The sequence below is a fragment of the Streptomyces sp. NBC_00122 genome, assembly GCF_045160845.1.
GTDB lineage: Bacteria > Actinomycetota > Actinomycetes > Streptomycetales > Streptomycetaceae > Streptomyces.
In genome coordinates, this window is sequence record NZ_CP108191.1 from 4,484,753 (window position 1) to 4,497,918 (window position 13,166).

Below are 13,166 nucleotides of genomic sequence, written 5' to 3' on the forward strand. Positions count from 1 at the left end.
TCCACGGCTCAGCCGACCACCCTGAGCAGCACGACCGACCGGGCCGGCACCGTCACGGTCTCACCGCCGCGGTGGCGGGTGAGCGGGGCGGTGGACTGGTCCTCGCGGGAGGTGTCCAGGACGACCTCGTAGCCCTCGGCCCACGGCGCCCCCGGCAGCACCCACGCCACCGGCCGGTCCCCGGTGTGCAGCAGGGCCAGGAAGCTGTCGTCCGTCACCTGCCGGCCCCGCTCGTCGCGGCCCGGGATGTCCCGCCCCGACAGGTACATCCCGAGCGCGGCGCCCGGCGCGTACCAGTCCCGCTCCGTCATCTCCGCACCCGCCGGCATGAACCAGGCCAGGTCCCGCAGCCCGTCCACCCCCTGCGGGCGCCCCGAGAAGAACGCCCGCCGCCGCAGCACCGGATGGGCCTGCCGCAGCGAGATCAGCCGCGTCGTCAGCGCGAACAGCTCCCGCCACGCCGGGTCCTCCAGCAGCGACCAGTCCACCCACCCCGTCTCGTTGTCCTGGCAGTACGCGTTGTTGTTGCCGCCCTGGGTGCGCCCGAACTCGTCCCCCGCGACGAGCATCGGCACGCCCGTCGACAGCAGCAGGGTGGTGAGGAGGTTCCGCAGCTGCCGGCGGCGCAGCGCGGCGATCCGGGCGTCGTCCGTCTCCCCCTCCGCGCCGCAGTTCCACGACCGGTTGTCATTCGTCCCGTCCCGGCCCGCCTCCCCGTTCGCCTCGTTGTGCTTGCGCTCGTAACTCACCAGGTCCCGCAGGGTGAAACCGTCGTGCGCGGTCACGAAGTTCACCGAGGCGTACGGCCGCCGCCCGCCCCACGCGTAGAGGTCGCTCGACCCCGACAGCCGGTACCCGAGGTCCCGTACGTCGGGCAGCGCGCCCCGCCAGAAGTCCCGTACGGCGTCCCGGTACCGGTCGTTCCACTCCGTCCACAGCGGCGGGAAGGCCCCCACCTGGTAGCCGCCCGAGCCCACGTCCCACGGCTCCGCGATCAGCTTGACCCGACGCAGCACCGGGTCCTGGGCGATCACCGCCAGGAACGGCGACAGCATGTCCACGTCGTGCATCGAGCGGGCCAGCGCCGCCGCCAGGTCGAAGCGGAAGCCGTCCACCCCCATCTCCGTGACCCAGTAGCGCAGCGAGTCCGTGATCAGGCGCAGCACGTGCGGGCGGCCCGCGTGCAGGGTGTTCCCGCAGCCCGTGTAGTCGGCGTACCGGCGCTGGTCCGACTGGAGCCGGTAGTAGCCCCGGTTGTCGATCCCGCGCAGCGACAGCGTCGGACCCAGCTCGCCCGCCTCCGCCGTGTGGTTGTAGACCACGTCAAGGATGACCTCGATGCCGGCCGCGTGCAGGGCCCGCACCATCCGCTTGAACTCCCCGACCTGCTGGCCCGCCGTACCGCTCGACGAGTACCCCGCGTGCGGGGCGAAGTAGCCGACCGAGTTGTAGCCCCAGTAGTTGCGCAGTCCCCTGCGCAGCAGGTGGTCCTCGTGCGCGAACTGGTGCACGGGCAGGAGCTCGACCGCCGTCACGCCCAGCTTCACCAGGTGCTCGACGGCAGCCGGATGCGCGAGACCCGCGTACGTGCCGCGCAGCTCCTCGGGAACCCCCGGATGGCGCATCGTGAAGCCGCGCACGTGCAGCTCGTAGATCACCGAATCGGCCCAGGGGGTCTTCGGCCGGACGTCGTCCGCCCAGTCGTCCTGATCGTGGACCACGACCCCCTTGGGGACGAACGGCGCCGAGTCCCGGTCGTCGCGCACGGTGTCGGCGATGTACTGCTGCGGCCAGTCCCGGACGTGCCCGTACACCTCCGGCGGCAGCCTGAAGTCACCGTCCACGGCCCGGGCGTACGGGTCCAGCAGCAGCTTCGCCGGATTGTGCCGGGCGCCCGTCCAGGGGTCCCAGCGCCCGTGCACCCTGAAGCCGTACCGCTGCCCGGGGCGTACGCCCGGCACGAATCCGTGCCAGATCTCGTGCGTGAGCTCCGTCAGGGCGCAGCGGGTCTCAGCCCCGCCCGCGTCGAACAGGCACACCTCCACCGCCTCCGCGCCCTGCGCCCACAGGGCGAAGTTGGTGCCCGCCGTCCCGTCCGGACCGTGATGGAACCGTGCCCCCAGGGGATGCGAGGACCCGGGCCACACCTGTGGTCCCGGGCGCCCGGATGCCCGTAACACCTGCCCTCTGACCTGGCCGTTCGGCCGCCCGCTGGGCGGCTCGTCCACCCGTGGCGCGGGCGCGGCGCGGCCGCTGCGCACCCCGTCCACGGCATCAACGGCATCCACCGCATCCACGGCGTCCACCGCGTTTCCGACGGCTTCCACCGCCTCTTCCTGCTCGGCTGCGCTCGACACTGCCCGCCTCCACGGCTCCTGGGTACCTGCGGGGAGGGGAGTGCGGCCCCGGCGTCCCGGCCAGGGCCCGCCCCCGTCTGGTCCTTCCCACTGTTCTGCCCGGACTGATCCGCCCGGAACGTGCAGCCCGCTCACGTTTCCCCCGGAGGGGCCCGGTCGTTGGAGGGTCGTGACACTTCTGACGAGGCGGGCAGGGGCGGGCTTGGCCGCCGTGGCGGCATGGGCGGGCCTCCTCGGCGGCCTGACCGGATGCACCCAGGACGGCCGGGCCCCGGTCGAGATCGAGCTGCCGGGAAAACCGCGTTCGCCGGACGAGGCCATCCGGATCACCCCCGACGACAACGCCAAGGCGGTCCCCGCGGACGGACGCCTCGGCGTCACCGTGCCCGAGGGCCGGCTGGAGCGGGTCGTGGTCACCAAGGTGGAGGACGCGCAGGAGGAGCAGGTCCCCGGTGCCATCGCCGCCGACGGGCTCAGCTGGAGCCCGGACCCCGAGGCCGCCCGGCTCTCGCTCGCGGCCAAGTACACCGTGGACGCCGTCGCCCTCGACGGGCACAACCGCCGCCAGGCCCGGCACACCACCTTCACCACCTACGTCCCCGAGGAGCGGTTCATCGGCTACTTCAAGCCCGAGAACCGCTCCACCGTCGGCACCGGCATGATCCTCTCCTTCAACTTCAACCGGGCCATCGAACGCCGGGCGGAGGTGGAGCGGGCCATCACCGTCACCTCCGCCCCCGCCGTGCAGGTCGTCGGCCACTGGTTCGGCAAGGAGCGGCTCGACTTCCGGCCCAAGGAGTACTGGAAGGCGGGCACCCAGGTCACGGTGAAGCTGAAGCTGCGCGACATCGAAGGCGCGCCCGGCTCCTACGGCATCCAGGACAAGACGATCACCTTCACCGTGGGCCGCTCCCAGGTCTCCACCGTGGACGCGGCCGCGCACACCATGGAGGTCCGCCGGGACGGGGAGCTGCTGTCGACCGTGCCGATCAGCGCCGGAGCGCCCAAGACCACCACGTACAACGGGAAGATGGTGGTGATGGAGATGTTCGACGTCACCCGGATGAACGGCCAGACCGTCGGTTTCGGCGGCGAGTACGACATCCCCGACGTCCCGCACGCCATGCGGCTCACCTCCTCCGGGACCTTCCTGCACGGCAACTACTGGCTCAGCCCCGACACCTTCGGCAGCAGCAACATGAGCCACGGCTGCGTGGGCCTGCGCGACGACAAGGGCGGCGGCTCGGACACCCCGGCCGGCTGGTTCTTCGACCGGACCCTGGTCGGCGACGTCGTGGAGGTCGTGAACTCGCAGGACAAGACGGTCGCCCCGAACAACGGCCTGGGCGGCTGGAACATGTCCTGGGCCGACTGGGTCGCGGGCTCCGCCATCGCCTGAGGGCCGCCGCCCGCCGCCGCCCGCCACCGCGCATCACCCTCCCGTGGCCACGGGAGGGTGATCGGTATGACCGGAATGCCGTAGCGGCCGAGTGTCCTCCCGTACTCGCGTACGAAGCTCCCCCAGCCTGTCAGGGGGCGACAGCCCCAGGAGACGGACGGAGTGTCATGGCAGCCAGGACAGCAAGGGTGTGGCCGCTCGGCCTCGCCGCCGCAGCGGTGGTCGTCGCGGCGGCGCCGGCCCATTGCGCGGGCGTGGACGGACCCGTCCCCAGCGCCCAGGTGGTGCTGCGGAACACGGACCTGGACACCGGAACACCCCTGCCCGGTGCCCGCTTCGAGCTGTGGCGGGAGGTCAACGACCAGCCGGGGCTCCAGGTCACCGGACCGGCCGCCGACGAGAAGCAGGAGGGCGCCTGCGAAACGGACGCCAGGGGCAGCTGCACGGTGGAGCTGCCGGTCGGCGAGACGTACTACTGGCGGCAGACCGTCGTCCCCGCCGGGTACGAGGCCCCCGAGGACCCGGTCACCGGCTTCACCGTGAGGGAGGCCGACGCCAAGGAGGGGATCGTCCTCAACGTCCCGCACCACAAGCGCGGCGCGGCGTACAGCGGCGCCGTCCGGGTCCTGAAGGAGGACGCCAAGACCGGGTCACCGCTGGCCGGTGCGGTGTTCGAGCTCTGGAGGGAGACCAACAGCACCGGGGGACTCCAGACCCGGGGCATCAACGCCGACCAGCGGGTCAGGCCCGGCTGCGCCACCGACGAGGACGGCGTCTGCGACTTCGAGGGACTCCCCGACGGCGAGTACTACCTGGTCGAGACGGACGTTCCCGAGGGGTACGTCCTGCCGGCGAGAACGGTGACCGGCCCGCTCCGCCTGGACGACGAGACCCCGGGCGGCCGACGCGTGGTCACCCTGGAGAACGCGCGCGACTCCTACGCCGGCGTCCCCATCACAGACCCGGACGAGGGCAGGGCCGCCCGGCGGGTGCGCCGCTGGAGTGGCCCGCTCACCCCCTCGGCGGAGCAGCACGGGCCGTAGACCCGCCCCGCGGGTTAGCTGGGCTGCGAGGGTCCGGCTGGCGGGCCCGAGGAGGCCCGGATGACTACAGGTCAGGCGACGAGCCCCCGAGGCGGTGTCCGGGCGGCCGTGCTCGGCGCCCTGCTCGTACTGGCGGGGCTGAACCCGGCGGCCGCGGCGGCTGCGCCCGCGCCGGGCCCGGAGTCCGCGTGCGCGGCGGGCACCGGTCCCTACCAGCGGGAGCTGGAGGAGCACGTGGGCCGGCCGGTCGACGGGGTGCAGTCCTCGGCGGACTGCTTCGCCGTCCGCGCCTTCCAGCGCAAGAACGGGGTCACTCCCGCGGACGGCTACCCGGGCGTGGCCACCTACCGCACGATGCTCGTCGTGGCCGCCCGCCCGAACCCCAACGCCGAGGGCGACTGCCCCGTGCGCTCGTACCGCGTGACGTGCGTGGACATGGGCCGGCAGCTGCTCTGGGTGCAGCAGGGCAGCCGGATCGTCTTCCCGGTCGTGCCCATCCGCACGGGCCGCGACACCCAGGAGACCCGGCCCGGCTGGCACGAGGTGTACTGGCGCAGCAAGGACCACAAGTCCACGCTGTACGCCGACTCCCCGATGCCGTACTCCCAGTTCTTCGACGGGGGCCAGGCGCTGCACGGCCGGACCGGTTACCTCTACGCCCACGGGGGATCCGCCGGCTGCGTCAACCTCACCGTGGCCGACGCCGAACGCCTCTGGAACCTGCTGACCGAGGGCGACGCCGTCTACGTCTGGGGCACGAAGCCCGGAACCGAGGACTGACCTGCGACACCGTCACCGATTCCGCACCCACGGTTGGGACGGAATGGTGACAAGACCGTGGCTTTTCGTGTTGTCCCCATGTGATTACCTGTCGACATGCGCGCGATTGCCCGCGCGCGGGGGACATGGGGAGAACACGAGTGAACCTGCAGCCGATACGCGGCCGCGCCCGCACCGGCCTGCCGGCCCTTCTGCTGGGGGCGGCCCTGCTGCTGACCACCGCGTGCAGTGGCGGCGGCGGCAACAGCAGCGGCAGCGGTGGAGACAAGGCGGGGGACGGTGCCAAGACCGGCACCGAGGCGTCCAAGGCCGTGGTCAACGTCAAGCCGGACGACGGCGCCAAGGAGGTCGCGACCAGCGGCATCCTGAAGATAACCAGCACCGGCGGCAAGCTCACCACGGTGACCGTCGCCGACACCAAGGGCAACGCGGTCGAGGGCAAGGTCGCCGACGACGGCGCGAGCTGGGAGCCGTCCCGCCACCTGGCCTCCGCCACCGAGTACAAGGTGCACGCGGTCGCCAAGGACGAGGCCGGCCGGGAGTCCGCCAAGGACACCACCTTCACGACGCTGACCCCGACGAACACCTTCGTCGGCCACTACACGCCCGAGGACGGCGCCACCGTCGGCGTGGGCATGCCGGTCTCGATCAACTTCAGCCGGGGCATCACCAACCCCGAGGCCGTCGAGAAGGCCATCACCGTGACGGCCGAGCCGGCCGTGCCGGTCGAGGGCCACTGGTTCGGCAACGACCGCCTCGACTTCCGCCCCGAGAAGTACTGGGCCGCGGGCACGAAGGTCACCGTGAAGCTCGCCCTCGACGGGGTCGAAGGCCGCCCCGGCGTCTACGGGAAGCAGACCCGTACGGTCACCTTCACCGTCGGCCGCTCCCAGGTCTCCACGGTCGACGCGAGCGAGCACACCATGGAGGTCGTCCGCGACGGCCAGGTGCTCAAGAACGTCCCGATCACCGCGGGCGCCCCGTCGACGACCACGTACAACGGGCAGATGGTCATCAGCGAGAAGTACAAGGTGACCCGGATGAACGGCGCGACCGTCGGTTTCGGCGGCGAGTACGACATCTCCGACGTCCCCCACGCCATGCGGCTGTCGAACTCGGGCACCTTCGTCCACGGCAACTACTGGGCCTCCTCGGGCACCTTCGGCTCGGAGAACGTCAGCCACGGCTGCGTCGGCCTGAAGGACGTCCGCGGCGCCGGCGACGGCAACCAGCCCGCCGCCTGGTTCTTCGACGAGTCGCTGATCGGCGACGTGGTCATCGTGAAGAACTCCAAGGACAAGCAGATCGCCCCGGACAACGGCCTCAACGGCTGGAACATGGACTGGGCGGAGTGGATCAAGTAGTCCCCCGTACGTAGTCCCAGGTGGCCCGGTGCTGTGACACACAGCACCGGGCCACCTGCCGTTAACCGCCGCTAACCTTCCTCGTATGACCATCTCTCTCGAAGTCTCCGAAGGCGTCGGCACCATCCGCCTGGACCGGCCGCCCATGAACGCCCTGGACATCGCCACCCAGGACCGGCTGCGCGAGCTCGCGGTGGAGGCGACCGACCGGGACGACGTCCGCGCGGTCATCCTCTACGGCGGCGAGAAGGTGTTCGCGGCGGGCGCGGACATCAAGGAGATGCAGGCGATGGACCACGCGGCGATGATCGCCCGGTCCCGCGCGCTGCAGGACGCCTTCACCGCCGTGGCCCGGATCCCCAAGCCCGTGGTCGCGGCCGTCACCGGCTACGCGCTGGGCGGCGGTTGCGAGCTCGCGCTGTGCGCCGACTACCGGATCGCCGCCGACAACGCGAAGCTCGGGCAGCCCGAGATCCTGCTCGGCCTGATCCCGGGGGCGGGCGGCACCCAGCGGCTGTCCCGGCTGATCGGCCCGTCCAGGGCCAAGGACCTCATCTTCACCGGGCGCATGGTCAAGGCCGACGAGGCGCTCGCCCTCGGCCTGGTCGACCGGGTGGTCCCCGCCGCCGAGGTGTACGAGCAGGCCCACGCCTGGGCCGCCAAGCTGGCCCAGGGGCCGGCGATCGCGCTGCGTGCCGCCAAGGAGTGCGTGGACGCGGGCCTGGAGGCCGACATCGACACCGGTCTGACCATCGAACGCAACTGGTTCGCGGGCCTGTTCGCCACCGAGGACCGCGAGCGCGGCATGCGCAGCTTCGTCGAAGAGGGGCCGGGCAAGGCCAAGTTCGTATAGGCGCAGTCGTGTAGGCGCCGTCGTGCAGGGCGCGTCGCCCGGTCCTCCCTGTGGGTGGATTAGCCAGGCCTTAAAGGAGCCTTAAAGGAAATCGTTGATCCACTCACGGTGATCATCGCTGTGCGCTGCGTCACGGCAGGTCAGGGCGTGTAGCGGAGCCCTCCGCTTGCCTTACGCATATGACAGGACACCCCCCCGGGTTCATCGGATCCGGGGGGTGTTTTCCCGTGGAACGGCCCGGAGGGACGGGGCGGCCCTCCATGATGGGTGCATGGCGGGCCTGGAGGGTGTGGAACAGCCGCGGCAGCGCAGCAGCGCTTCGGCCGTACGGCTCACGGCGGCGGTCGAGGACGAACAGGGCTTCAAGGCGCTGGAGTTGTACGGGAACCCGGCCGAGGGCGAAGTGATCCTGCCGTCGATGCCGGAATCGGCCGGTACCGCGCGCAGGCTCGCCCAGTGCGTGGTGGTCCGCCTCTGGGGCCTCTCCCCGCAGATCGCCGAGCATGCCGTCCTGCTGGTCTCCGAACTCGTCGGCAACGCGGTCAGGCACACCGGGGCCCGCACCTTCGGCTTACAGATGAAGCGGCGGCGCGGCTGGATCCGGGTGGAGGTGCGCGACCCCTCGCGCGGACTGCCCTGCCTGATGCCGGTCCACGAGCTGGACGTCACCGGCCGCGGGCTCTTCCTCGTCGACAAGCTCTCCGACCGCTGGGGTGCGGACCTTCTGCCCCGCGGGAAGATCACGTGGTTCGAGATGCGGGTCGCCGACCGTCAGAACGCCTGAAGCCCCCGGTCGCCGTGGTGGGGCGGTGTGGGGGCTTCGTGGGTGCGCCGAGGACCGATTGGGGTGTGATCCTCGGCGTGGCGACTTCGCTCGGGTCAATGGGGAAGTCGTGCTACCGACTATGGCAGACGTGGGCCCGAACGCCAAAAGTCCCTACTCGGACATAAGTGTGCAAATAGTGAGAGTTTCTAGTTAAATCCTAGGTGAGGTGGGCCACTCACCTCGCAATCTATGAATAAGTATCGACTGCTCTGTGTGAATCGTTGATCACGTAGCGGACGGGTCGCCCGTTTGGCCCACTTCGGCGGACGTACCGAATTGGGTCAATCATTACCTTCCGGGCTTTCCGCCTCTTAAATGGGCGAGTGCTCTCACATCCAGGCCGCAGGGCGGTCCTGCGCGCGGCCGGTCTCGGGGTGACCGGTGCCGCCACGGCGGGCCTCACCGCCGCCTGCGGATCGGGCCGCCCCGCCTCCGCCACCGCGCCCACCACCCCGCCGCCGGGCCCGGTCCGCCCCGCCCGGGCGGCCCCGGCCGTCCCGCGCCGGTTCGCCGGGCAGCCCGTCGAGATCGGCCACGGTCCGCGCGACCGGCCCGCGGTCGCCCTCACCTTCCACGGCAACGGGGAACCCGCCATCGCCCGGGCGGTGCTGGCCGAGGCGGAGAGAGCGGGCGCGCGGGTCACCGTACTGGCCATCGGCAGCTGGCTCGACGCCCACCCGGACATGGCCCGCCGGATCCTCGACGGCGGCCACGAGCTCGGCAACCACACCCAGCGCCACCTCGCGATCAACACCATGCCCGAGGCGGAGGCGTACGCCGAGATCACCGGCTGCGCCACCCGGCTCAAGCGGCTGACCGGCTCCATCGGCACCTGGTTCCGGCCCTCCCAGACCCAGTACGCCACCCCGCTCGTCCAGAAGCTGGCCCAGCGGGCCGGCTACCCCCACGTCCTCTCGTACGACGTGGACTCCCTCGACTTCACCTCGCCCGGCGCCGCGGCCGTCATCCGCACCGTCACCGGGACGATCCTCGCCGGATCGGTGGTGAGCCTGCACTTCGGCTACGCGGACACGGTCGACGCGATGCCGCCCCTCCTCGAAGAACTCGCGCGCCGCAAGCTGCGCGCGGTGACCACCACGGAGCTGCTGACGCCATGAAGACCACCCGCCTTCCCCGGAAGGCCTCCGTGCTGCTGGCCGGTCTGGTCCTCGCCGCCCTGGCCGGCTGCGGATCTGCCGACAAGGGACCCGCCGAGGCGCTCGGCACCAAGGGCCCGGCCAAACCCGTCAAGGCCGTCCCGCCGGGCCTTCCCGGCATGCCCCCGCTGCTCGATCCGGACGACGTGTACGCGGCGGACCGGCCGAACAAGCTCTCGCCGGTGGTCAAGGACTTCCCGTCCCGCGTCTACGTGCCGAACACCACCTCCAACACGGTGTCCGTCATCGACCCGGAGACGTACAAGGTCATCGACACCATCCCGGTCGGGGTCCAGCCCCAGCACGTGGTGCCCTCCTGGGACATGAAGACCCTGTGGGTCAACAACAACCGCGGCCACACGCTCACCCCGATCAACCCCGCCACCGGCGAGGCCGGAGAGCCCGTCGAGGTGCACGACCCGTACAACCTGTACTTCACGCCGAACGGCAAGTACGCCGTCGTCATGGCTTCGATGGACAAGGAGCTCGTCTTCCGCGATCCGCACACGATGGACCGGGTGAAGACCGTCCCGGTGAGCTGCTTCGGCGTCAACCACGCGGACTTCTCCGCCGACGGCCGCTACTTCATCGTGAGTTGCGAGTTCTCCGGCGAACTCCTCAAGGTCGACACCGAGAAGATGGAGGTCATCGGGCAGCAGAAACTGCCCTTCGAAGGGGCGATGCCGCAGGACGTCAAGGTCTCGCCGGACGGAAAGACCTTCTACGTCGCGGACATGATGGCGGACGGCATGTGGGTGCTCAGCGGCGACAAGTTCGAGGTCCCGAAGCTGCTGCCCACCGGAAAGGGCTGCCACGGGCTCTACGTGAGCCGTGACTCCAAGGAGATGTACGTCTCCAACCGGGGCGAAGGCACCGTCTCCGTCTTCGACTTCCCGCAGAACAAGCTCACCAAGAAGTGGGAGCTGCCCGACGGCGGCAGTCCCGACATGGGCGGCGTCTCCGCCGACGGCAAGGTGCTCTGGCTGTCGGGCCGCTACAACTCCGAGGTCTACGCGATCGACACCACCACCGGCAAGGAGCTCGCCCGGATCCCGGTGGGCGGCGGACCGCACGGGCTCGCCGTGTACCCGCAGCCCGGCCGCTACTCGCTCGGACACACCGGCATCTTCCGGTAGGCCGCGCGGGCAAGGCGGTGCCCCGGGAGCTCGCACAGCTCCCGGGACACCGCGGTACACGGCCGTGTGCGGACTACCAGGCCACCGGGAGCCGCTCCGGCAGCCGCTTGATGAAGCCCGTACGCCAGACGAGGTTCTCCGCGGGCACCGCGAGCCGCAGCCCGGACAGCCGCTCGACCAGCACCTCCAGCGCGATCTCGGCGTGAGCCCGGCCCAGCGCGGAGGCCGGGCAGAAGTGCCGGCCGGCGCCGAAGGCGAGGTTGGCGTTGGAGCTCTCGCGCCCCAGGTCCAGCTCGTCCGGGTTCTCGAAGGCCGCCGGGTCGAAGTTGGCCCCCTCCAGCAGGACGAGGACGAGCTCACCCTCCTTCACCAGCACGTCGCCGACCTGGACGTCCGCCAGAGCGATGCGCGGCAGGCCGTCCCCCACGGACAGGTTCCAGCGCAGCAGCTCGTCGACGGCCTTGCCCATGCGCTCCGGGTGCTCGCGCAGGTACCCGATGAGCTCCGGCTTCTGGAGCAGCGCCAGGACCGCGAGGACCAGGAACGCGGAAGTGGAGACCGCGCCCGCGCCGAAGAGCGAGACGGCGACCGTCGCGAACATGTCGTCGGTCAGGTGCGCCGACTCCGGGTCCGCCTCCTTCAGCGCGGCGAACCTGCCGAGGAGCCCCGTACGCTCCTCGGCAGGCAGCGCCAGCTGGACGTTCAGCTGCTCGGCGAAGTAGCCCACGTCCTTGTACCAGTTGAGGGCCGAGTCGGCGAACGGCTCGCGCGCGGTCATGAACGCGACGTCCAGCCCCGACATCAGCCGCCGCCAGTCCTCGAAGGGGACCCCGAGGACGGCGCAGTGCAGTGCCGCCGAGAAGGGGTCGGCGAACCCCGCCCGGAGATCGGCCGGACCGCCCTCGGCGACCAGCTGGTCGATCAGCTCGCCCGCCTTGGCGCGCAGCCAGTCCTGGAGCCCCTTCTGGCGCGGGTTGAGCGCCTTCATGACGGCGTTGCGCAGGCCCGCGCTGTTGATGTTGCCCATGTTGTTGACGACCTCGGGCGGGATCGTCAGCGCGTACTGGCGCGGGACTCCGGCGTTCGCCGTGTCCTTGAGGCTGAACCGCTCGTCCTCCAGCACCTGCTTGGCGAGGGCGTAGCTGCTCACCAGCCAGGCCGGGTCCCCGGTGAGGGTGCGCACCTTCGCCACCGGGGCCTTCTCGCGGAGCCACGTGCACTCCTCCGGGAGCACGTCACCGCGCCGCGAGAGCGGGAAGTCGAGGAGCGGCTGCTCCTGGGTCTCCGGGCCCTCAAGCTGCTCGACGCTCATTGACGTTCCTTTCGGTTGGTGCGTGGTTCGTGTCGCCCGCGGGCGTGTGTTCGCCGGCGGTCCGCGCCGCCTCGGGCCGGACGACGGCGTACGCCTGGTTGCGGGTGGCGCGCAGGCCCCCGCCGCGCGCGAAGAGGAGGTCCGTCAGCGGCATCTTGACGTGGTACGCCGCCACCGAGGACGGCACGTCGAGAATGCTCGGGGTGTCCACGAAGAACGGCAGCTCGGCCGCCATGTAATCGAAACAGACCTGCAACTGCCCGTCCGTGATGGATTCACCTTCCGGCAACTTGGAGCCGACAAAGTGCAAGGCCATCTTCTCGCAGCCCTTGCGGAATTCGTCGTCGGTCTCCAGGAAATGCAGCACACGTCGGTGCAGTAGCTGGTAGACGGGGTTGTCCCGGAACTCCGAAAGCGCCCTCACGCGGATTTCTCCCTGGGGCGGCCCCGATTCCTCCACGCCCTTCAGGATTCGCCGCCGGACTGCCTTTATCTCCTTCGTGGCGCGCTTCTCCGCGTGCTCCTGGGTGTAGCCGAAGGCGGCGAACATCCGGTCCACGTGGAGGTCTGCGTAGACGAAGTCGACCTGCGCGAAGCGGGTCGTGGCCCACTCGGCAAGGCGGGTGATGCGCTCGGAGCTGAAGTAGCTGTTTCCGGGACTCACCCCGATGAGCACATGGTCGCCGTCTTCCCAGATATGGCGGCAGGTACGTGTGAAGGGCAGAACTTCGAATGATGCGTCGGCTGTGATCGTCACCTGTGTGATCGCCCTTGTTGCCGCTTGTCCCTGGGAGCCCTGTGCTCCTGGTGTGGCGGCAATGTCGGTACGTTATGCCGTGGTCCCGGAGCGTGACAAGTCCGCGTGGCGTTTATTGGCCGGAATTATCGCTTCCGGTTTACGGGCGGGTAATTGAATATGTATCTGCCGCCCGAACGGGA

At 70.5% G+C, this 13,166-nt stretch carries 11 protein-coding genes; 8 read left to right on the forward strand and 3 right to left on the reverse strand.

Annotated features, from left to right (window positions below; all coding sequences use genetic code 11):
- Positions 1-8 precede the first annotated feature (8 nt).
- Positions 9-2,357, reverse strand: coding sequence for a glycogen debranching protein GlgX (gene glgX, locus OG737_RS21410; RefSeq protein WP_405921868.1), 2,349 nt, complete (start codon positions 2,355-2,357; stop codon positions 9-11).
- Positions 2,358-2,535: 178 nt separating this feature from the next.
- On the opposite strand from glgX, the gene OG737_RS21415 reads away from it, so the two are divergent.
- The 8 genes from OG737_RS21415 (at position 2,536) to OG737_RS21450 (ending at position 10,915) form a co-directional block, all read left to right on the forward strand.
- The gene (locus OG737_RS21415) at positions 2,536-3,756 is read left to right on the forward strand and encodes an Ig-like domain-containing protein (RefSeq protein WP_328930430.1); all 1,221 of its coding nucleotides are present in this window, start codon (positions 2,536-2,538) and stop codon (positions 3,754-3,756) included.
- 167 nt (positions 3,757-3,923) lie between these two features.
- The gene (locus OG737_RS21420) at positions 3,924-4,799 is read left to right on the forward strand and encodes a collagen binding domain-containing protein (protein ID WP_405678460.1); all 876 of its coding nucleotides are present in this window, start codon (positions 3,924-3,926) and stop codon (positions 4,797-4,799) included.
- A 60-nt stretch (positions 4,800-4,859) separates the two neighbouring features.
- Complete coding sequence (locus OG737_RS21425) at positions 4,860-5,579, forward strand: L,D-transpeptidase family protein (protein WP_328927748.1); 720 nt, start codon at positions 4,860-4,862, stop codon at positions 5,577-5,579.
- Positions 5,580-5,704: 125 nt separating this feature from the next.
- Positions 5,705-6,943 (forward strand): Ig-like domain-containing protein, encoded by a 1,239-nt coding sequence (locus OG737_RS21430; RefSeq protein ID WP_405678457.1) that lies wholly within the window; start codon positions 5,705-5,707, stop codon positions 6,941-6,943.
- An 85-nt stretch (positions 6,944-7,028) separates the two neighbouring features.
- A complete protein-coding gene (locus tag OG737_RS21435; protein ID WP_328927749.1) occupies positions 7,029-7,796 on the forward strand; it encodes an enoyl-CoA hydratase-related protein in 768 nt (255 codons plus the stop codon).
- A 271-nt stretch (positions 7,797-8,067) separates the two neighbouring features.
- On the forward strand, positions 8,068-8,580 hold the full coding sequence (locus OG737_RS21440; protein ID WP_328927750.1) for an ATP-binding protein: 513 nt from the start codon (positions 8,068-8,070) through the stop codon (positions 8,578-8,580).
- Positions 8,581-8,945: 365 nt separating this feature from the next.
- Complete coding sequence (locus tag OG737_RS21445; RefSeq protein WP_328927751.1) at positions 8,946-9,740, forward strand: polysaccharide deacetylase family protein; 795 nt, start codon at positions 8,946-8,948, stop codon at positions 9,738-9,740.
- Positions 9,737-10,915: a hypothetical protein gene (locus tag OG737_RS21450; protein ID WP_328927752.1), complete on the forward strand. Its 1,179-nt coding sequence runs from the start codon at positions 9,737-9,739 to the stop codon at positions 10,913-10,915. The genes OG737_RS21445 and OG737_RS21450 overlap by 4 nt, the downstream gene beginning before the upstream one ends.
- Before the next feature lie 73 nt (positions 10,916-10,988).
- On the opposite strand, the gene OG737_RS21455 is transcribed toward OG737_RS21450, so the two are convergent.
- Positions 10,989-12,227, reverse strand: a complete 1,239-nt coding sequence (locus OG737_RS21455; RefSeq protein ID WP_328927753.1) for a cytochrome P450 — start codon at positions 12,225-12,227, stop codon at positions 10,989-10,991.
- The gene (locus OG737_RS21460; protein ID WP_328927754.1) at positions 12,208-12,984 is read right to left on the reverse strand and encodes a tRNA-dependent cyclodipeptide synthase; all 777 of its coding nucleotides are present in this window, start codon (positions 12,982-12,984) and stop codon (positions 12,208-12,210) included. The genes OG737_RS21455 and OG737_RS21460 overlap by 20 nt, the downstream gene beginning before the upstream one ends.
- Positions 12,985-13,166: the final 182 nt, after the last annotated feature.

What these genes read in the sequence shown, in the direction of transcription:
- OG737_RS21420 (WP_405678460.1), top strand. Translation starts at nt 3,924, where the DNA reads ATGGCAGCCAGGACAGCAAGGGTGTGGCCGCTCGGCCTCGCCGCCGCA.
- OG737_RS21425 (WP_328927748.1), top strand. Translation starts at nt 4,860, where the DNA reads ATGACTACAGGTCAGGCGACGAGCCCCCGAGGCGGTGTCCGGGCGGCC.
- OG737_RS21430 (WP_405678457.1), top strand. Translation starts at nt 5,705, where the DNA reads ATGGGGAGAACACGAGTGAACCTGCAGCCGATACGCGGCCGCGCCCGC.
- OG737_RS21435 (WP_328927749.1), top strand. Translation starts at nt 7,029, where the DNA reads ATGACCATCTCTCTCGAAGTCTCCGAAGGCGTCGGCACCATCCGCCTG.
- OG737_RS21440 (WP_328927750.1), top strand. Translation starts at nt 8,068, where the DNA reads ATGGCGGGCCTGGAGGGTGTGGAACAGCCGCGGCAGCGCAGCAGCGCT.
- OG737_RS21450 (WP_328927752.1), top strand. Translation starts at nt 9,737, where the DNA reads ATGAAGACCACCCGCCTTCCCCGGAAGGCCTCCGTGCTGCTGGCCGGT.
- OG737_RS21455 (WP_328927753.1), bottom strand. Translation starts at nt 12,227, where the DNA reads ATGAGCGTCGAGCAGCTTGAGGGCCCGGAGACCCAGGAGCAGCCGCTC.